An 18,212-nucleotide genomic window follows, 5' to 3' on the forward strand; every position below is an offset into this window, starting at 1 on the left:
CGCCATTATCGCCCGCGGGCCTGGGCGCTCGGGGCGCGGACCGTGCGGGCAGACTGCCTGGAACAGGCCGCAAGCCTGCAAGCACAATCGGCGCATGGATGACATCGTCAAACAGGCCCTGGGCAAATGGCCGAATGTGCCCGACTGCTGCGGTTGGCTCGGGCTGGACGCACGCGGCCGCTGGTACATGCGCGACGACGCAACGCAGGCGGCCGGCGCTTTTCCGCACAGCAAGGGCGCGCTGCTGCAGCATGAAGGGCTCATCGGATTCATTGCGCGCAATTACGAACCCGACGCGCAGGGGCAATGGTTTTTCCAGAACGGGCCCCAGCGCGTCTACGTGGAGCTCGAGATCACGCCCTGGATCTGGCGCTTGCAGGCGGATGGCTTTTCCGTCGTGAGCCATACCGGCCGCAGGGCCGTGGTGCACGATTGTCTGGTGGACGCGCAGGGCCGCGTCTATCTGGACTCAGACATCGGCGTCGGCCTGGTGCACACGCTGGACGTGGCGCTTGCTGCGGACGCCGTGGACGCCGGGCATTGGACTCCCCGCGACGTGCGCGCCGAGGATCTGCCCGCGCGCCATGGCTACGTCCTGAGCCCGCGCGCCGCGGCCAACGCCGGCGCCAAGGCGCCCGCCCGGCCGCGGGCATGAGCGCTGGATTACTTGGCGGCGGAAGCCTCTGGTGCAGCCGCCGACGCGGCGTCGGCAGGCGCTGGCGCTGCAGGTTCGGCAAACTTGGCGCCGCCCGCATTCGCCATGTACGCCACGGCGCGGGCAATTTCGGTGTCACTGAAATCACCGCCGCCTTGCGGGGCCATCGCCCCCTTGCCCTTCAGGGAAGACTGCACCAGCGCTTCAAACCCGACCCCTATGCGTGCGGACCAGGCCGCCGTGTCGCCGAACTTGGGCGCCCCCGCGACCCCCGTGGCGTGGCAGGCGGAGCATTGGGTCTTGAACACGTCGGCGCCCCCCTGGAGCGGGCGATCGGCGTCGCGCACTTCCACCATGCCGACCTTCTGGAGGCGCTCTGCGATCGCCTTCTCGGGATTCACGACGCCCGCAGCGGGTTTGTCTGCCGACGCGACGTACAGGACCAAGCCGATGATGGAAAAGATCGGAATCACAAACGAGAAAAGCACCGCGACCAGCAACTGCTTGGGGGTCTTGATCGGACCGGTATGGTCTTCTTCTTCGTAGGGGATGTCGCTCATGGCGTCCTCGGAGGTGTCGGGGGGCTGTGCTGTGATCGGGCAGCCGAAAATTATATCTGCGGGGCCGGTGCGCCCGGGCTCTGTGGTCAAATGGCTTGCCGTAGCCGGCGACGACGGCGGGCATAAATTATGGCCATGGTCCATCCGTGCAAATGAATTGTTCGATGGGGCCGCGCGTTTTCAGCGCGCAGGCAGACGGGCCGATAGATGAAACGCTCTCTCTGAAAGAAATGCAAATGAACGACAGGGAAAAGACGCTCCGCGCAGTGGTGGTCCTGGGCTGGGTGCAAATGGGCATGGTCATGATGGCGATGTTCGTCATAGACCTGACGCACAGCGCCATTGGTGAAAACTTCAGCAATTGGGCCCGTGACATGGGTTATGGAGAATTGCTTGTGATGACCGGGATCTTCACGCTGTACTTCTTCATGCCGCTGCTGGCCTTGGTCGTGCGTGCGCGGGGGTTCCGATGCGTGATTGCAGGCGTGACGATCATGGCCACGCTGTTCTTCGCCGTGCACGAGATCGAGCACCTGCTGACGGGCGACCTGCCTTTCGGCATTCGCCATGCGCTGGACTTCAGTCACCACCTGCTCGGTATCTGGGTGACCGCCGCGGCGATCCAGTGGGCGCGTATCGGCGCACCCGCCGCCATGCCGCTTCCCGCTGTCAACCCCGCGTAACCTACGGTGCCCGACCTGCATTCCTCCAAGCCTGCAAGCCGCTTTTTGCAAAGGGATCCCCATGAAGTTCCGCGCCGCTGCATCCGCCGCTCTCCTCGCCACCGGCTTGCTGATCAGCCCCCTGGCCAGCGCCGACACCCTCCGGAAGATTGCCGAGACGGGCAAGATCACGCTGGCCTACCGGGAGGCGTCGGTGCCGTTCAGCTACCTGGTCGGGCCGGAGAGGCCGGTGGGGTTTGCGGTGGACATTGCGAACGCCGTCGCCGACGCCGTGAAGCGGCATCTGAACAACCCCGCGATCAAGGTCGATCTGCAGGCCGTGACGTCGCAGAACCGCATTCCGCTGCTGCAAAACGGGACCATCGACCTGGAATGCGGATCGACCACCAACAACAGCGCGCGCGGCAAGGACGTGCAGTTCGCCATCAACCACTTCTACACCGGGACGCGCCTGCTGACGAAAAAGACCTCGGGCATCAGAAACTACGCGGACTTGGCCAGGAAGAAGGTGGCCAGCACCTCGGGAACCACGAATGCGCAGGTGATCCGCAAATACAACCGCGACAACAACCTGGACATGGAGATCGTTCTCGGCAAGGACCATGACGACGCCATGCTGCTGGTCGACAGCGGTCGTGCAGAGGCCTTTGCCATGGACGACATTTTGCTCTTCGGCCTGATCGGCAATGCCCGCAACCCGGCGGACTGGGTCGTGGTCGGGGACGCGCTGCAGGTCGAGCCCTACGCCTGCATGCTGCGCAAGGACGACGCGCAGTTCCAGTCGCTGGTCAACGGCGTGATCGGCGGGATGATGGCGTCAGGCGAATTCGAAAAGCTCTACGCCAAGTGGTTCATGTCGCCCGTGCCGCCGCGCAACCAGAATCTGAACCTGCCCATGGGCCGGGAACTGCGTGAGAACCTCGTCGCCCAAAGCGACAAGCCGGCCCTGTGAGCCGGAGGACGCATGTCCGCGCGTGAGCAGCACGGCACACAGGCCGTGGGAATTTTGGGCGGCATGGGGCCCGCAGCCGGGGCCGACTTCGTGCGCCTGTTCGTGCAGGCGTGCACCGAGCGCATGGGCCTGCTCGGAATTCCCGTGCACGACCAGGCGTACCCCGAGCACTGGCTGGCGCAGGTCCCGATTCCTGACCGCACGGCGGCGCTGCGCGACAGCCGCCCGGGCGCGCACCAGCCGGCGGAACCCATGCTCCAGGTCACCGGGCGGCTGGTGGCCCTGGGCGTGCGTGTGCTGGCCATCGCCTGCAACACCGCCCATGCCTGGCATGGCTTGCTGCAACAGCGCTTTCCGCAACTGCTGGTCCTGCATGGCGTGCAGGAGGTCGTGGCCGAACTCGCGGCGCGCAAGGTGCGCGGCGTGGGCCTGCTCGCCACCCAGGGGACCTACGACGCAGGGCTCTATCAGCGCGCACTGGAGTGCTGCGGAATCGACTGCTTCGTTCCCGCAGCGCACGAGCGCGAGCAACTCATGCAAGGCATCTACGACGGGGTGAAAGCTGGCAACCATGCGCTGGCGCGCGAGCGCTTCGAAGCCGTCGCGCTCGCGCTGCGGCAGCGCTGCGCAGTGTCCACGCTCATCATGGGTTGCACCGAGATTCCCCTGGCGCTGTCGGAACACCCCCGGCTCGAAGGCCTGGCACTGCTCAACCCCTCGGCGGTGCTGGCCGCAGCGCTGGCGCGGCATGCCTACTGCAATGCCTGCGGCCCCGGTGCAGCCAACGCTGCCCCGGCCCTGCCCAGGACCGCGGTGCGCCCTCCATCGGTTCCGCCCGTCTCCGCCTCGAAACCAACTCCATGAAGCCATGACCCTGACATCCATCATCCTGGCCACGCTGGCCGCCGGCATTGGCAGCGTGTGGCTGGCTGCGCTGCTCATGCGGCTGGGCCTGGGCGGGCGCACGGACAGCGTGGGCTCTCCGCACCTGCTGAGCCTGGCCGCGGGGGCCCTGCTGGCCACCGCCTTCATGCACCTGCTGCCCGAGGCCTTCGAGAGCCAGGCGGACGCGCATGCGCTTTTTGCCACGCTGCTGGTGGGCGTGGTCTTCTTCTTCCTGCTCGACAAGGCCGAGCTGTGGCACCACGGGCATGAGCACGGCCATGCCGAGCCGCACGCACACGGCGGGCACGATCATGGCCTGCCCCCGGGCGGTTGGGCCGTGCTCATGGGCGATAGCGTGCATTGCTTTGGCGACGGCATCCTGATCGCGTCGGCGTTCATGGCGGACCTCCGCCTGGGCGCGGTTGCCGCCGTTGCCGTGCTGGCGCACGAGATTCCGCACCACATGGGCGATCTGGTGGTGCTGCGCCAGAACAGCCCCAGCCGGCGCGTGGCGCTGGTCAAGGTATCGCTCGCCGGGGCAGTCACGGTGCTCGGCGGAGTGGCGGGCTATTTTCTGGTGGAGCGGCTGCAGGATTTTCTGCCGTATTTCCTCGTGGTGGCGTCGAGCAGCTTCGTGTACGTGGCGCTGGCCGATCTGATTCCCCAACTCCAGAAACGCCTGCCGGCCCGCGAGACGCTGATCCAGATTGCCTGGCTCATCGCCGGCATGGTGCTGACCACGCTGGTGAGCGGTGCCGCGCACCACACGCACTGAACTAACAGCGGCGGTTTTGACGGAGTCCTGCTCAGTCGCAATGGAACACTTCCTCCATTCCGGCCCAGTGCTCGCCACTTTTCCGGGTGCCCAATGGAATCTGACATGGTTTGCATACGGCCCACCAGCGCTGCGTTTCAGGGTCTTCTGCCATGCGCTCCATGTCCTGTGCAAAATTGCTCCCGTGGTATTCAAAGTGACTGAACAACAGGTTCTCCGGTTCGCGGAGATAAATGGTGTAGTTGCGGATGTGGGAGCGCTGGATCTGCGCCAGCACTGCGGGCCACACGGCTGCGTGCAGTGCCTTGTATTCCTCCAGCATTTCGGCTCTGATGCCGATGACCGATCCATGGCGTTGCATGCGTTGTCTCCTGTTTCAGGGGCCGGGGTGAGCAATTCGCGTGACAGCTGAGTATCATGCGCCCATGGATTGACACCCATTTGCATCTGCTCTATCCGCAGCGCCTGGACTATGACTGGACAAGGTCATTGCCCGTGCTGGATCGGGCCTTTCCCCTGGAAGAATATGCTTGCACGGCACAGCCGCTGGGCATTTGCCAGGCTTTGCACATGGAGGTGGATGTTCGGGTGCAGCAGATGGAGGCGGAAACCGAGCTGATTGGCGATTTGGCTCGTCAGCCAGGCAGCATGATTGCCGGAGCGATCTCATCCTGCCGACCCGAACAGGATGAGATCGGCGACTTCCTGGAGCGGACGCTGTCCAACCCGCTGATTCATGGTTTCAGGCGCGTACTGCACGTTGTTCCGGATCATGTGTCTACGGGCGACATATTTCGCCGCAATGTGCGGGCCTTGACGCGCAAGGGGCATCCTTTCGACGTATGCGTTCTGGCGCGGCAACTCCCCTTGGCTGACGCCTTGGCAAGGGCCTGTCCCGAATCACAATTCGTGCTGGATCACTGCGGCGTGCCCGCGGTGGCGCGTCAGGTGTTGACTCCCTGGAAAGAGGATATTGCACGGCTCGCATCGAATCCGAATATGGCATGCAAGATTTCAGGTCTCATTGCGTATGGTGATGCAAATCGCTGGCCCGATGGGGATGTGGCGAGCGTGGCGCGCGATTTGCGTCCGTATTTTGACCATGTGCTGGACTGCTTTGGTTGGGACAGAGTGGTTTGGGGAAGTGATTTCCCCGTATGCAATCTGACCCGCGGCCTTGCCACATGGAAAGCGGCCACAGACATGCTGCTCGCCGGATGCAGCGGCGCACAGGTCGATGCGCTCGCGCATGGCAATGCACGCCGCATTTACCGGCTCGCTGATCAGGCTTAGGACGTTTCATCATGTCCAACAGTGTGCGCCATGGCTGTGCTGATAATCATTCCCGCGCTGCTGCTGACGTTCTTGGTGCAAAAACACCTGATTTCGGGACTGACTCTTGGCGGTGTCAAGGGCTGAACCCGCCGTGCCCGTCAGTCGGCTGAATTACTTTGCCTGGCCGACAGGCACACCCGCTGCGTGTGCCTGCTGGTCTGCGTGGTAGCTGCTGCGCACCATGGCGCCTACGGCCGCGTGGCCAAAGCCCATCTTGCGGGCCTCTTCCCCGAACATCCTGAAGGTGTCGGGGTGCACGTAGCGGCGCACGGGCAGGTGGCTGCTGCTGGGGGCCAGGTACTGGCCGATGGTCAGCATGTCGATTCCGTGCGCGCGCATGTCGCGCATTACTTGCAGTATCTCTTCGTCGGTTTCGCCCAGGCCGACCATGATTCCGCTCTTGGTCGGCACCCCGGGGTGCAGGGCCTTGAATTTCTTGAGCAGGTTCAGGCTGAATTGGTAGTCGGAGCCCGGGCGTGCCTGCGGGTACAGGCGGGGCGCCGTTTCGAGGTTGTGGTTCATGACGTCGGGCGGCGCGGCTTGCAGGATTTCAAGCGCGCGGTCGTCGCGCCCGCGAAAGTCGGGAACCAGGATCTCGATCCGCGTTTCCGGCGAGAGCGCGCGGATGTTCCGGATGCAGGCCACGAAGTGGCCGCTGCCGCCGTCGCGCAGGTCGTCGCGGTCCACGCTGGTCACGACCACATAGCTGAGTTTGAGCGCGGCGATGGTCCGGGCCAGGTTCAGCGGCTCGTCCTGGTCGAGCGGGTCGGGACGGCCGTGGCCCACGTCGCAAAACGGGCAGCGGCGCGTGCATTTGTCGCCCATGATCATGAAGGTGGCCGTTCCCTTGCCGAAGCATTCCCCGATGTTCGGGCACGACGCTTCCTCGCACACGGTGTGCAGCCTGTGCGCGCGCAGGATTTCCTTGATCTCGTAGAAGCGCGTCGTCGGACTGCCGGCGCGCACCCGGATCCAGTCGGGCTTTTCCAGCCGCTCGCCCGCTTGCACCTTGATCGGGATGCGCGCCAGCTTGGCCGCGGCCTTTTGCTTGGTCAGCGGGTCGTAGGCTGGGGGGGGCGGCGCTTCGCGGACGGCTTCGGGGAGGCTCATGGCGTTTCGGTGGTTCAGGGCGCGAGCCAGGTGCCGAGTTGTCGGCCCAGCAACTGCGCGGCTTCAGTCCAAGTGGTGCGGACCCCGATTGTAGAAAGGTCCACCGTCTGCAATCCGGCGTACCCGCATGGATTGATGCGGGCATAGGGCTCCAGGTCCATTGCGACATTCAGCGCGACGCCGTGGTAGGTGCAGTGCCGGCTGACCTTGATTCCCAGGGCCGCAATCTTGCCCAGACCATGGAAATCGGGCGCCGGGCCCGGGGCCTGGGGGAGCATGGCGTGGCTGCGCGGATCGGCCAGCCGCACGTAGACGCCCGGCGCTGCGCGCACGCGGTGGCCCGTGACGCCAAAGTGCGCCAGCGTGCGGATGACGGCCTCTTCCACGCGGTGCACGTACTCCTTGACGAAATAGCCGGCCCGGCGCAGGTCCATCAGCGGATACGCCACGACCTGGCCGGGGCCATGAAAAGTGATCTGTCCGCCGCGGTTGCTGGCAAGCACCGGAATGCCCCCCGGGTCGAGCATGTGCTCGCCCTTGCCGGCGAGCCCTTGCGTATAGAGCGCTGCGTGCTCGCACAACCACAGCGCATCGGGGGTGTCGGGTCCGCGGGTCGCCGTGTATTCCTGCATGGCGTGTACGGTGGCGGCGTAGTCCGCCCGACCGAGCATGCGGATGGCGATCGTCATGCCGTTTCCTGCAGCGCTTACAGCACCATCTTCACCATGGGGAGCGAGGAGAGCGCGCGGTACAACGCGTCGAGCTGCTCGCGGCTGGTCGCCGTGATGGTGATGGTCACTCCGAGGTAGTTGCCGGCCCGGCTGGCGCGCAGTTCCATCGTGGCGGCGTCGAAGCGCGGGTCGAACCGGCGGGCCAGTTCGGTGACGGCATGCACGAAGCCGTCCGCCTTGGTGCCCATGACCTTGATCGGAAACCGGCAGGGGTACTCGATCAGCGAGTCCTTGCGTGGATCGGCAGCCTGTGCGTCGCGGCCGTTTGCGGGGGGAGAAGTGGGGGCGCTCATGGGGCAGGGGGCTGTGGTTTGCGCGTCGGTTTCAATGGTGGCCCCCCATTGTGCGCGCCCTTGCTGCGCGGCCTCGCGGCATCCCCGGGCGGGCGCCAGACCGGCCACGGGCCGTTGGCGCATCACCACAACGGGACATGCGCGCGGAGCGCTTGGCCGGGCCTTTGTCGAAGCCACGGGCTTTGTACCTATAATTCGAGGCTTTGTGAAAGTTGCAGCTCTGGTAACGCGGGCGCCATTCAACGATGAAAACATTCGCGCCTGAGACGGAAGAAGAATCCGGATGCAAGGCCCTGAATGCCCAGGAAGCCGGGCAGTGGCGCAAGCGCAATCCGCCCGTCTCCGTGTGGCAGATCGTCGCGGGTCAGGCAGTGGCCGCTCTGCTGGTGGCGCTGGCGGCCTGGGTTCTGACGGGCAACGCGGCGCTGGGCTGGTCTGCGGCCTACGGCGCATTTGCCGTGGTGGCTCCGGCCGCTTTGTTGGCGCACGCCATGGTGCGCCACAAGGCGTCGGTCCATCCGCGCGCTGCCTGGGTGGGGTTCTTTGGCGGGGAAATCGCCAAGATCGCGTTCACCGTGGCCTTGCTCGCAGCGGCGCCCCGGCTGGTGGCGGGCCTCCATTGGGTGGCTCTGCTGGTGGGCATGCTGGTCGCAATGAAAACGTACTGGGTAGCACTCTGGGTGCGGCCTGGTGTCCGAAAAACTGTTTGATAGAACCAAGAGTCGTTCGATGGCCGAAGAAACGCACGCACTGACGGCGAGTGAATACATCACGCACCACCTGCAGCATCTGCAAAACACCAAGCAGACCGGGATCATCGACTTTTCCGTCATCAATTACGACTCCGTGGCCGTGGGCCTGCTGCTGGGTTTGCTCGCGCTGTTCGTCCTCTGGTCCGCGGCGCGCAAGGCGAGCTCCGGCGTTCCGGGGCGCTTTCAGGCGGCCGTGGAAATTCTGGTGGAAATGGTCGATCACCAGGCCAAGGCCATCATCCACAACGCCGAAAGCCGCAGGTTCATCGCCCCCCTGGGCTTGACGGTGTTCGTCTGGATCTTCCTGATGAACTTCATGGACATGCTCCCCGTGGACCTGCTGCCCGCGATCTGGGCCGGGGTCTACGGCGCCGCCGGCCATGACCCGGGCCACGCCTACCTGCGTGTCGTTCCCACGGCCGACCTGTCCACCACCCTCGGCCTCGCGCTTGCCGTGCTGCTCCTGCGCTTTTGGTACAGCGTGAAGATCAAGGGCGCCGGCGGCTGGGCGCACGAGCTGGTGTCGGCCCCCTTTGGCACCAGCAAGCACCTGTTGCCCGCGCTGATCCTGGGCCTGATCAACCTGCTGATGCAGATCATCGAATACGTCGCGAACACCGTCTCGCACGGCATGCGCCTGTTCGGCAACATGTACGCCGGCGAGCTGGTGTTCATGCTGATCGCGCTCATGGGCGGCGCGGCGGCGCTGTCGCTGTCGGGGGTGCTGCTGCCCGTGGGCCATATCATCGCGGGGACCATCTGGACGCTGTTCCACATTCTGGTGATCTCGCTGCAAGCCTTCATCTTCATGATGCTGGCGCTGATCTACCTGGGCCAGGCGCACAACGCGCACTAGGTGGATTCCCTTCATCGTTCCTTTTTTCTTCCCTTTTCTTTCTCAACTCAGGAGTCATCATGGAAAACGTTCTCGGTTATGTCGCTTTGGCCTGTGGTCTGATCGTTGGTCTCGGCGCCATCGGCGCGTCCATCGGCATCGCATTGATGGGCGGCAAGTTCCTCGAATCGTCGGCGCGCCAGCCCGAGCTGATGAACGAACTGCAAACCAAGATGTTCATCCTCGCCGGCCTGATCGACGCCGCGTTTCTGATCGGTGTGGCCATCGCCCTGTTGTTCGCGTTCGCCAACCCCTTCACGCTGCAAATCACCTGATTCCCGTTCCACGCCACTGACAGAAAGGTGTTGCCGTGAGCATCAATGCGACCCTGTTCGTTCAGGCCATCGTCTTCCTGATTCTCGTGGGGTTCACGATGCGTTTCGTGTGGCCCCCGATCGCGAAGGCGCTCGATGAACGCGCCCAGAAAATCGCCGATGGCCTGGCCGCGGCCGAGCGTGCCAAGTCCGAGCTCAGCGCGGCCAACCAGCGCGTCGAGCGGGAACTGTCGCAGGCGCGCACCGAGACCACCGCGCGCCTTGCGGACGCCGACCGCCGTGCCCAGGCCATCGTCGAAGAAGCCAAGGCCCGCGCTACCGACGAAGGCAACAAGATCATTGCCGCCGCCCGCGCCGAGGCCGAGCAGCAGATGGTGCAGGCCCGCGAAACCCTGCGTGCGCAGGTGGCGGCGCTGGCCGTCAGGGGCGCCGAGCAGATTCTGCGCAAGGAGGTCGACGCCGGCGTCCATGCCGACCTGCTCGACCGCCTGAAGACCGAGCTGTAAGGGCAGATATGGCCGAACTCGCCACCATTGCCCGCCCTTACGCCGAGGCCCTGTTCCAAGCCACTACGGCTTCGGACGCCGATCCGGGCCGCACCGCGGCCTGGCTGGACGAACTGGCGGCAATTGCCGCCGACCCCCAACTGCGCCAGTTGGCCAACGACCCCAAGGTGACGGCAGACCAGGTGTTTGCCGTGTTCAGCGGTGTCGTCCGCTCGGCGCTGTCCGATGCGGCCAAGAATTTCCTGCGCACGGTCATCGCCAACCGGCGCACCGACGCGCTCGCGGAAATGGCGGCGCAGTTTCACGTCCTCGTGAACCGCCGCAGTGGATTCTCGGACGCCGTGGTGTACAGCGCCTTTCCCATGGACGGCGCCGCATTGTCCGGGGTCGGCACGGCGCTGGAAAAGCGCTTCGGCCGCAAGCTCCATCTCGTCGTTCGGCAGGACATGTCGCTGATCGGCGGAATTCGCGTCGTGGTGGGCGACGAGGTGCTCGACACCTCGGTCAAGGCCCGTTTGGAACAAATGAAAGCGGTCCTCGTCGCCTAACGCGCGGCGCGGTCGCAGCGAACCCAAGAAAGAAGGAAAGAGCCATGCAACTCAATCCCGCAGAAATTTCCGAACTCATCAAGAGCCGCATCGAGGGGCTGGCAGCCAGCAGCGATATCCGCAACCAGGGCACGGTGGTGTCCGTGTCCGACGGCATCGTGCGCGTGCATGGCCTGTCGGACGTGATGCAGGGCGAAATGCTCGAGTTCCCCGCGGACCAGGACGGCACGGCCTCCTACGGCCTGGCGCTGAACCTCGAACGCGACTCCGTCGGCGCCGTGATTCTGGGCGGGTACGAGCACATCGGCGAAGGCGACACCGTGAAATGCACGGGCCGCATCCTGGAAGTGCCCGTGGGCCCCGAACTCGTCGGCCGCGTGGTGAATGCCCTGGGCCAGCCGATCGACGGCAAGGGCCCGATCAACGCCCGGCTCAGCGACGTGATCGAAAAGGTCGCCCCGGGCGTGATTGCGCGCAAGTCGGTGGACCAGCCGCTGCAGACCGGGCTGAAGTCGATCGACTCGATGGTTCCCATTGGCCGCGGCCAGCGCGAGCTGATCATCGGCGACCGCCAGACGGGCAAGACGGCAGTGGCCATCGACACCATCATCGCGCAGAAAGGCCAGGGCGTGACCTGCATCTACGTGGCCATCGGTCAGAAGGCTTCGTCGATCAAGAACGTCGTGCGCTCGCTCGAGCAGGTCGGCGCCATGGAATACACCATCGTGGTCGCCGCGTCGGCCTCCGAATCGGCCGCCATGCAGTACGTGTCCGCGTACTCGGGCTGCACCATGGGCGAGTATTTCCGCGACCGCGGCGAGGACGCGCTCATCGTCTACGACGACCTGTCCAAACAGGCCGTGGCCTACCGCCAGGTCTCGCTGCTGCTGCGCCGCCCGCCCGGGCGCGAAGCCTACCCCGGCGACGTGTTCTATCTGCACAGCCGCCTGCTCGAACGCGCGGCGCGCGTGAACGCCGACTACGTCGAAGCCTTTACCAAGGGCGCGGTCAAGGGCCGCACCGGATCGCTGACCGCGCTGCCCATCATCGAAACGCAGGCCGGTGACGTGTCCGCCTTCGTTCCGACGAACGTGATCTCGATCACCGACGGCCAGATCTTCCTCGAAACCAGCCTGTTCAACGCCGGCATCCGCCCCGCGATCAACGCCGGCATCTCGGTCTCGCGCGTGGGCGGTGCGGCGCAGACGAAGCTCGTGAAGGGCCTGTCCGGCGGCATCCGCACCGACCTCGCGCAGTACCGCGAACTGGCTGCGTTCGCGCAGTTCGCGTCCGACCTGGACGCGGCCACGCGCCGGCAGCTCGACCGCGGTGCGCGCGTGACCGAACTGCTCAAGCAGGCGCAGTACAGCCCGTTGCCGATCGCGCTCATGGCCGCCTCGCTGTTCGCCGTGAACCAGGGCTTTCTGGACGACGTCGAGGTGAAGAAGGTGCTCGACTTCGAACATGGCCTGCACCAGTTCCTCAAGACCAGCCACGCCGCGCTGCTCGACAGGCTCGAGCAGACCAAGGCCATGGACAAGGACGCGCAAGCCGACTTGGGCGCCGCCATCGGCGCGTTCAAGAAGTCGTTCGCTTGAACACCCACTGCACGGGGAGACCTCATGGCAGCAGGCAAGGAAATACGCGGCAAGATCAAATCGGTGGAAAACACCAAGAAGATCACCAAAGCCATGGAAATGGTCGCCGCGTCCAAAATGCGCAAAGCGCAGGACCGGATGCGCGCCGCCCGCCCTTACAGCGAGAAGATCCGCAACATTGCCGCGAACCTCGGCAAGGCCAACCCGGAGTACCTGCATCCGTTCATGAAGCTGAACGCTGCCAAGACCGTCGGCGTCATCGTCATCACCACCGACAAGGGCCTGTGCGGCGGCATGAACACCAACGTGCTGCGCGCCGTCACGACCCGGCTGCGTGAATTCCAGAACGCGGGCCTGTCCACCGAAACCGTGGCGATCGGCAACAAGGGCCTGGGTTTTCTCAACCGGGTGGGCGCAAGAGTGGTCGCGCAGCTCACGGGGCTGGGCGACACGCCGCATCTGGACCGGCTGATCGGCCCGGTCAAGCCGCTGCTCGACGCTTACGCGCAAGGCCGGATCAGCGCGCTCTACCTGGGCTACACCCGGTTCATCAACACCATGAAGCAGGAGTCGGTGATCGAGCGGCTGCTCCCCCTGTCCTCCGAGCAGATGCAGAGCGCAAGGACCGGACCTGACTGGGACTACCTCTACGAGCCCGACGCGCAAAGCGTGATCGACGAACTGCTGGTGCGCTATGTGGAATCGCTGATCTACCAAGCGGTCGCGGAAAACATGGCGTCCGAGCAGTCGGCGCGCATGGTGGCCATGAAGGCCGCCACGGACAACGCCGGCAGCGTCATCGCCGAGTTGAAACTGGTCTACAACAAAACACGCCAGGCAGCGATCACGAAGGAACTTTCGGAAATCGTCGCCGGCGCCGCCGCCGTGTAAGCGGCGCGAGAAACATCTTTATTGGAGCAAAAAATGGCTCAAGTGCAAGTGCAAGGCAAGATTGTTCAATGTATCGGCGCCGTGGTCGACGTCGAGTTCCCCCGCGACCAGATGCCCAGGATCTACGACGCCCTGAAGCTCGACGCATCGACGCTGACGCTGGAAGTGCAGCAGCAGCTCGGCGACGGCGTGGTGCGCACGATTGCGCTGGGCTCGTCCGACGGCCTGCGCCGCGGCATCATGGTGCGCAACACCGGCAGCCCCATCACCGTCCCCGTGGGCAAGGCCACGCTGGGCCGCATCATGGACGTGCTCGGCGCGCCCATCGACGAACGCGGCCCGGTGAGCCAGGACCTGACGGCGGCCATCCACCGCAAGGCCCCGGCATACGACGAGCTGTCGCCCTCGCAGGAACTGCTGGAAACCGGAATCAAGGTGATCGACCTGGTTTGCCCGTTCGCCAAGGGCGGCAAGGTGGGGCTGTTCGGCGGCGCCGGCGTGGGCAAGACCGTGAACATGATGGAGCTCATCAACAACATCGCCAAGGCCCACTCGGGCCTGTCGGTGTTCGCCGGCGTCGGCGAGCGCACCCGCGAAGGCAACGACTTCTACCATGAGATGGCCGACTCCGGCGTGGTGAATCTGGAAAACCTCGAAGAGTCCAAAGTGGCCATGGTCTACGGCCAGATGAACGAGCCCCCGGGCAACCGCCTGCGCGTGGCGCTGACCGGTCTGACGATCGCCGAGTCCTTCCGCGACGAAGGCCGCGACGTGCTGTTCTTCGTGGACAACATCTACCGCTACACGCTGGCCGGCACCGAGGTGTCCGCGTTGCTCGGCCGCATGCCTTCCGCCGTGGGCTACCAGCCGACGCTGGCCGAGGAAATGGGCCGTCTGCAGGAGCGCATCACCTCGACCAAGGTGGGGTCGATCACTTCCATACAGGCCGTCTACGTCCCCGCGGACGACTTGACCGACCCCTCGCCGGCAACGACCTTCGCCCATCTGGACTCGACCGTGGTGCTCTCGCGCGACATCGCCTCGCTGGGCATCTACCCCGCGGTCGATCCGCTGGACTCGACCAGCCGCCAGCTCGACCCGAACGTCGTCGGCGAAGACCACTACACCACGGCGCGCGCCGTGCAGGGCACGCTGCAACGCTACAAGGAACTGCGCGACATCATCGCCATTCTGGGAATGGACGAACTGGCCCCCGAAGACAAGCTGGCCGTGGCGCGCGCGCGCAAGATCCAGCGCTTCCTGTCGCAGCCCTTCCACGTGGCCGAAGTGTTTACCGGGTCGCCCGGCAAATACGTTGCGTTGGCCGAAACCATCCGCGGCTTCAAGATGATCGTCAACGGCGAGTGCGACCACCTGCCGGAGCAGGCGTTCTACATGGTCGGCGGAATCGACGAAGTCTTTGAAAAGGCCAAGAAGCTGTCCTGACCGGGACCGGCAGCCCCCGCGCCCCCGCTTATCCCAGGAGCCATGATGAACACCATCCACGTTGACGTGGTCAGCGCCGAAGAGTCCATCTTCACCGGGGAGGCGCGCTTCGTCGCGCTTCCCGGCGAAGTCGGCGAACTGGGCATCTATCCGCGCCACACCCCGCTGATCACGCGCATCAAGCCGGGTTCGGTGCGCATCGAAATGCCCGACGGCGGCGAAGAGTTCGTCTTTGTCGCCGGCGGCATCCTGGAGGTCCAGCCGCACTGCGTCACGGTGCTCTCCGACACCGCCATACGCGGCAAGGATCTGGACGAGGAAAAGGCCAACGCGGCCAAGGCCGCCGCCGAGGAGGCGCTCAAGAACGCCAAGAGCGAGCTCGATCTGGCCAAGGCGCAGTCCGAGTTGGCCGTAATGGCCGCGCAGATTGCGGCGCTGCGCAAGTTTCGGCAAAAGAAGTGATGGTGCGCGCCGTGGGCTGTATTACATGGCTTTCACGTACAAGGTAACCGATAGCAATACGCCGTAGGTTTGAACAGCGGATGAAGGCTGCTACTTCTTCCGTATCCATCCTCCGCTGATCACGCGCATCAAGCCGGGTTCGGTGCGCATCGAAATGCCCGACGGCGGCGAAGAGTTTGTCTTTGTCGCCGGCGGCATCCTGGAGGTCCAGCCGCACTGCCTCACGGTGCTCTCCGACACCGCCATACGCGGCAAGGATCTGGACGAGAAAAAGAGGAAGAGGCGAACGCAGCCAAGGCCGCCGCCGAGGAGGCGCTCAAGAACGCCAAGAGCGAGCTCGATCTGGCCAAGGCGCAGTCCGAGTTGGCCGTAATGGCCGCGCAGATTGCGGCGCTGCGCAAGTTCCGGCAAAAGAAGTGATCGGGCGGGGGGCTGTGCGGCGCATCGGCCCACTGGCTCCCGCCGCGTGCACGATCAATGGGATCGATGGGCCCGCGACTCAGTCCGCCGCCGTGCGGGGTTTCCCTGCACTCTGGCGCAAACCACTCAGGACGCGCTCGGTGTCAGCCCAAGGCAGCCGGCGCATGCCCTGCTTCATCGATGCGAGCGCGGCAAAGGCTTCGTCCACGTTGAGCAGCTCGTTTTCAACCATTGTCAGGAGCAGCCAGTCGCTGCCCTTGACCGGCACACGCTCGGCCTGGGCAACGGCTTTCAAATCCGGATCGCCAGTCAGCAGCGGGCAACCCTCTTGCTTGGCAAGCGCCAAGGCAAGGCAGTCGTTCAGACCGGGTGCGTTTGCGTACCTGCCCCGCAGCGCAGACGCGTACTGAATGGACTCGCCCGTGACCTCCAGGATGCGCAGTCCCGGGTCTTTCAGCTCCAGCGTCCCCGGAACGATCTCTTCCCAGTAGAGAATGTCGGGCAACGCGAACTGCATCGGGAGCCGGAAGAGCCACTTCATGAGTCCGCCGACCTCCATGTCGATCAGGACGTTGGCATCACTGATGAGCAGCATCCAATGCCTCCAATTGACGTTTCTTGTGCAAGAGCATCCTCGGGATGCCGAGCAGTTCGGCGGCCTTGGACTCGGAAACGTAGCCCTCGCCCAAGGCCCGATAGACCAACTGCCCAAACAACCGCGAATGCTCACGGGGAACCGGCTCGCCGGGCTCGCTCTGGCGCCATCCGTTCGAGAAAAAGTCCTGCGACAACGCAGAATGGACGGCCTCGGTGGTGACGCCACATTGCCTGGCCCGTTGCAGCCAGCCGGCCATGCTCAGGCCAAATGCATGCTTCAGGGCGAGGAGCTCTTGCCATTCAACCCCACGCCGAACCGGGCCCAGACTCCGCACGACGGCGGCCTTTGGCGCCAGGAACGCCCCCGCAAAACGATCGCATGCCTTCTCCTTGCGGGCACCCGGGGTGACGATGTGCGCAAGCAGCAGCTGACCGAGTCCGTGCACGAGCGTGAAGCGTTGCCAGTCGCCTGGCCATCGGGACGAAACCGCGACGACGGGGTACGTTCGTCCATCGGCCACGCAGGCGGTCGCCGTCAGACCGGAGAACCCGGGATCGGCTTCGTCAACGACGATCACCAGCAGGCCCAGGGTCTCCAGAGTGTCCGCCAAGTCGTCGATCGGACCGAGGCCCAGCTCCCAGGTCTGCCGCACCCGGTCTGCGAAAGCCTCCAGTTCGTCCAGATCGTCGATCTGCTGGGGCAGTTCCTGCGGCGCCTTGAAGCGCGCGATGGGTGCTTCGGGAAAGAAGCCAAGCAGTTCGACGCGCTGCTCGACCGCCCCGACCACTTTCATCTTCAGCACCTCCCGGGCATCCTTGCGGAATGCGGCCCGGCGCCGAAATTCCGGCTCCAGCAGTTCCACCGCGTGGGTCCGCATGAAGTATTCGATGCGGACTCCACAGGCCCGCGCCAGCTTGAGGAGCTGCGAGGAATGCGGGATCATGCTCGCCTTCTCGTACTCTTGGAGCTCCGTATACGCGCCGCCGCCCTTCTCTACCAAGGCGTCCAAGCTCAGTCCTGCGGCCAGACGGGCTTGCCGAATGCGGGTCCCGATCATGACGCCTCCATGGTTGGTTTGAGTAAGTTCTGCATCTTAATTCAAACCACAGGCGAGCGCATCCGGACTATCCCCCCGTCCGCTATCCCCCCGTCCGATCAGGTCTGTGCCAGCAGCTTTTCGACAAGCTGCTGCAACGCAGGGAAATCGGGGGCGCCGACAAAGGTCTTGACGATCTCGCCGCGCTTGTCCACCAGAAAGGTCGAGGGCGTGATGCGTACATCGCCCCAGTCCCGGGCGAGCTGGCCGGTGTTGTCGATGGCCACCTTGAAGGGCAGCTTGCGGGTTTGGGCAAAGTTCACCACGTAGCTGGGCGGGTCGTAGTGCATGGCCACGGCCAGGGTGTCGAAACCCTGGTGCCGGTATTTCTCGTACAGCGCCACGATCTCGGGCATTTCGGCGACGCAGGTGGCGCAGCTCGTGGCCCAGAAATTCACCAGCAACACCTTGCCGCGCAGATCGGCGCTGGATTGGCTGGAGCCATCGAGCAGCACAAAGGTCGATGCGGGCGCTGCACGGCGGCCCGCGTCCAGATACACCCACGCGCCCGCGGCGGCAAACGCCGCGACCACCACACCTGCCATCCAACGCCTGATTGCCATGACTGCACCGCCCATCCAGAAACCGGGGACCCAGACCCGGGTCGACATTGTGCCGGACGCCGCTTGCCACCCCCCCCGGCGCAGGTGTCGCCAGGGTGCCGGGGAAGTGCCCGCCTGCCTGCCGCACTGCCGATAATCGACCGATGAACTGGATACCGACCCCCCCGGCGCGCCCGCTGCCCG

At 64.9% G+C, this 18,212-nt stretch carries 23 protein-coding genes and 1 pseudogene; 16 read left to right on the forward strand and 8 right to left on the reverse strand.

The features are described from left to right. Positions 1-94: 94 nt before the first annotated feature. Positions 95-655, forward strand: a complete 561-nt coding sequence (locus D5041_RS05150; protein ID WP_265258105.1) for a DUF2946 family protein — start codon at positions 95-97, stop codon at positions 653-655. 8 nt (positions 656-663) lie between these two features. On the opposite strand, the gene D5041_RS05155 is transcribed toward D5041_RS05150, so the two are convergent. Then, a complete protein-coding gene (locus D5041_RS05155; protein ID WP_010099738.1) occupies positions 664-1,215 on the reverse strand; it encodes a c-type cytochrome in 552 nt (183 codons plus the stop codon). A gap of 236 nt (positions 1,216-1,451) precedes the next feature. Between D5041_RS05155 and D5041_RS05160 the strand changes: the two genes are divergently transcribed. The 4 genes from D5041_RS05160 to D5041_RS05175 all read left to right on the forward strand — a co-directional run bounded on the left by D5041_RS05160 (position 1,452) and on the right by D5041_RS05175 (position 4,510). After that, positions 1,452-1,898, forward strand: coding sequence for a hypothetical protein (locus D5041_RS05160; RefSeq protein WP_265284026.1), 447 nt, complete (start codon positions 1,452-1,454; stop codon positions 1,896-1,898). Between the two features lie 61 nt (positions 1,899-1,959). Then, positions 1,960-2,850, forward strand: coding sequence for an amino acid ABC transporter substrate-binding protein (locus D5041_RS05165; RefSeq protein ID WP_265284027.1), 891 nt, complete (start codon positions 1,960-1,962; stop codon positions 2,848-2,850). 12 nt (positions 2,851-2,862) lie between these two features. Further along, positions 2,863-3,714 carry an aspartate/glutamate racemase family protein gene (locus tag D5041_RS05170; RefSeq protein ID WP_010099734.1) on the forward strand — a complete coding sequence of 284 codons (852 nt, stop codon included), beginning with the start codon at positions 2,863-2,865 and terminating at the stop codon, positions 3,712-3,714. A gap of 4 nt (positions 3,715-3,718) precedes the next feature. Next, positions 3,719-4,510, forward strand: a complete 792-nt coding sequence (locus tag D5041_RS05175; RefSeq protein ID WP_010099733.1) for a ZIP family metal transporter — start codon at positions 3,719-3,721, stop codon at positions 4,508-4,510. 31 nt (positions 4,511-4,541) lie between these two features. On the opposite strand, the gene D5041_RS05180 is transcribed toward D5041_RS05175, so the two are convergent. Next, positions 4,542-4,871, reverse strand: coding sequence for an L-rhamnose mutarotase (locus tag D5041_RS05180; protein ID WP_265258102.1), 330 nt, complete (start codon positions 4,869-4,871; stop codon positions 4,542-4,544). Between the two features lie 80 nt (positions 4,872-4,951). Here D5041_RS05180 and D5041_RS05185 point away from each other — a divergent pair, with 80 nt between their 5' ends. Next, positions 4,952-5,803 (forward strand): amidohydrolase family protein, encoded by an 852-nt coding sequence (locus D5041_RS05185; protein WP_265258101.1) that lies wholly within the window; start codon positions 4,952-4,954, stop codon positions 5,801-5,803. A 153-nt stretch (positions 5,804-5,956) separates the two neighbouring features. On the opposite strand, the gene lipA is transcribed toward D5041_RS05185, so the two are convergent. From lipA to D5041_RS05200, 3 genes are read right to left on the reverse strand one after another with little or no spacing between them, the layout of a single operon-like run. Next, entirely contained in the window at positions 5,957-6,955 is a 999-nt protein-coding gene (gene lipA / locus D5041_RS05190) for a lipoyl synthase (protein ID WP_265258100.1), read from the reverse strand. 14 nt (positions 6,956-6,969) lie between these two features. Next, positions 6,970-7,644 carry a lipoyl(octanoyl) transferase LipB gene (gene lipB / locus D5041_RS05195; protein ID WP_265258099.1) on the reverse strand — a complete coding sequence of 225 codons (675 nt, stop codon included), beginning with the start codon at positions 7,642-7,644 and terminating at the stop codon, positions 6,970-6,972. Between the two features lie 17 nt (positions 7,645-7,661). Beyond that, the gene (locus D5041_RS05200) at positions 7,662-7,979 is read right to left on the reverse strand and encodes a YbeD family protein (protein ID WP_265284028.1); all 318 of its coding nucleotides are present in this window, start codon (positions 7,977-7,979) and stop codon (positions 7,662-7,664) included. A 245-nt stretch (positions 7,980-8,224) separates the two neighbouring features. Between D5041_RS05200 and D5041_RS05205 the strand changes: the two genes are divergently transcribed. The 10 genes and pseudogenes from D5041_RS05205 to D5041_RS05250 form a co-directional block, all read left to right on the forward strand. Continuing rightward, positions 8,225-8,689 carry an ATP synthase subunit I gene (locus D5041_RS05205; protein WP_265284029.1) on the forward strand — a complete coding sequence of 155 codons (465 nt, stop codon included), beginning with the start codon at positions 8,225-8,227 and terminating at the stop codon, positions 8,687-8,689. Positions 8,690-8,708: 19 nt separating this feature from the next. Continuing rightward, complete coding sequence (atpB, locus tag D5041_RS05210; protein ID WP_010099717.1) at positions 8,709-9,587, forward strand: F0F1 ATP synthase subunit A; 879 nt, start codon at positions 8,709-8,711, stop codon at positions 9,585-9,587. Positions 9,588-9,646: 59 nt separating this feature from the next. Further along, positions 9,647-9,901 carry a F0F1 ATP synthase subunit C gene (atpE, locus tag D5041_RS05215; RefSeq protein ID WP_010099715.1) on the forward strand — a complete coding sequence of 85 codons (255 nt, stop codon included), beginning with the start codon at positions 9,647-9,649 and terminating at the stop codon, positions 9,899-9,901. Positions 9,902-9,936: 35 nt separating this feature from the next. After that, positions 9,937-10,407 (forward strand): F0F1 ATP synthase subunit B, encoded by a 471-nt coding sequence (locus tag D5041_RS05220; protein ID WP_010099713.1) that lies wholly within the window; start codon positions 9,937-9,939, stop codon positions 10,405-10,407. 8 nt (positions 10,408-10,415) lie between these two features. Further along, entirely contained in the window at positions 10,416-10,955 is a 540-nt protein-coding gene (locus D5041_RS05225; protein ID WP_265284030.1) for a F0F1 ATP synthase subunit delta, read from the forward strand. Positions 10,956-10,999: 44 nt separating this feature from the next. Beyond that, complete coding sequence (atpA, locus tag D5041_RS05230; protein WP_010099711.1) at positions 11,000-12,553, forward strand: F0F1 ATP synthase subunit alpha; 1,554 nt, start codon at positions 11,000-11,002, stop codon at positions 12,551-12,553. 24 nt (positions 12,554-12,577) lie between these two features. Next, the gene (atpG, locus tag D5041_RS05235; RefSeq protein ID WP_265258097.1) at positions 12,578-13,444 is read left to right on the forward strand and encodes a F0F1 ATP synthase subunit gamma; all 867 of its coding nucleotides are present in this window, start codon (positions 12,578-12,580) and stop codon (positions 13,442-13,444) included. A gap of 33 nt (positions 13,445-13,477) precedes the next feature. After that, a complete protein-coding gene (atpD, locus tag D5041_RS05240) occupies positions 13,478-14,890 on the forward strand; it encodes a F0F1 ATP synthase subunit beta (protein ID WP_265258096.1) in 1,413 nt (470 codons plus the stop codon). A gap of 45 nt (positions 14,891-14,935) precedes the next feature. Next, positions 14,936-15,352 (forward strand): F0F1 ATP synthase subunit epsilon, encoded by a 417-nt coding sequence (locus D5041_RS05245; RefSeq protein WP_010100321.1) that lies wholly within the window; start codon positions 14,936-14,938, stop codon positions 15,350-15,352. A gap of 106 nt (positions 15,353-15,458) precedes the next feature. Continuing rightward, a pseudogene (locus D5041_RS05250) lies at positions 15,459-15,772 on the forward strand (F0F1 ATP synthase subunit epsilon); the annotation flags it as partial. 79 nt (positions 15,773-15,851) lie between these two features. Here the strand turns inward: D5041_RS05250 and D5041_RS05255 are convergent. The 3 genes from D5041_RS05255 to D5041_RS05265 form a co-directional block, all read right to left on the reverse strand. Beyond that, the gene (locus D5041_RS05255; RefSeq protein ID WP_010100317.1) at positions 15,852-16,367 is read right to left on the reverse strand and encodes a PIN domain-containing protein; all 516 of its coding nucleotides are present in this window, start codon (positions 16,365-16,367) and stop codon (positions 15,852-15,854) included. Then, positions 16,351-17,427 carry an XRE family transcriptional regulator gene (locus D5041_RS05260; RefSeq protein ID WP_010100315.1) on the reverse strand — a complete coding sequence of 359 codons (1,077 nt, stop codon included), beginning with the start codon at positions 17,425-17,427 and terminating at the stop codon, positions 16,351-16,353. The genes D5041_RS05255 and D5041_RS05260 overlap by 17 nt, the downstream gene beginning before the upstream one ends. Positions 17,428-17,525: 98 nt before the next feature. Next, positions 17,526-18,029 carry a TlpA family protein disulfide reductase gene (locus tag D5041_RS05265; protein ID WP_029554030.1) on the reverse strand — a complete coding sequence of 168 codons (504 nt, stop codon included), beginning with the start codon at positions 18,027-18,029 and terminating at the stop codon, positions 17,526-17,528. Between the last annotated feature and the right edge of the window lie 183 nt (positions 18,030-18,212).

It is taken from the genome of Verminephrobacter aporrectodeae subsp. tuberculatae (assembly GCF_026127385.1).
GTDB classification, from domain to species: Bacteria; Pseudomonadota; Gammaproteobacteria; order Burkholderiales; family Burkholderiaceae_C; genus Acidovorax; species Acidovorax aporrectodeae.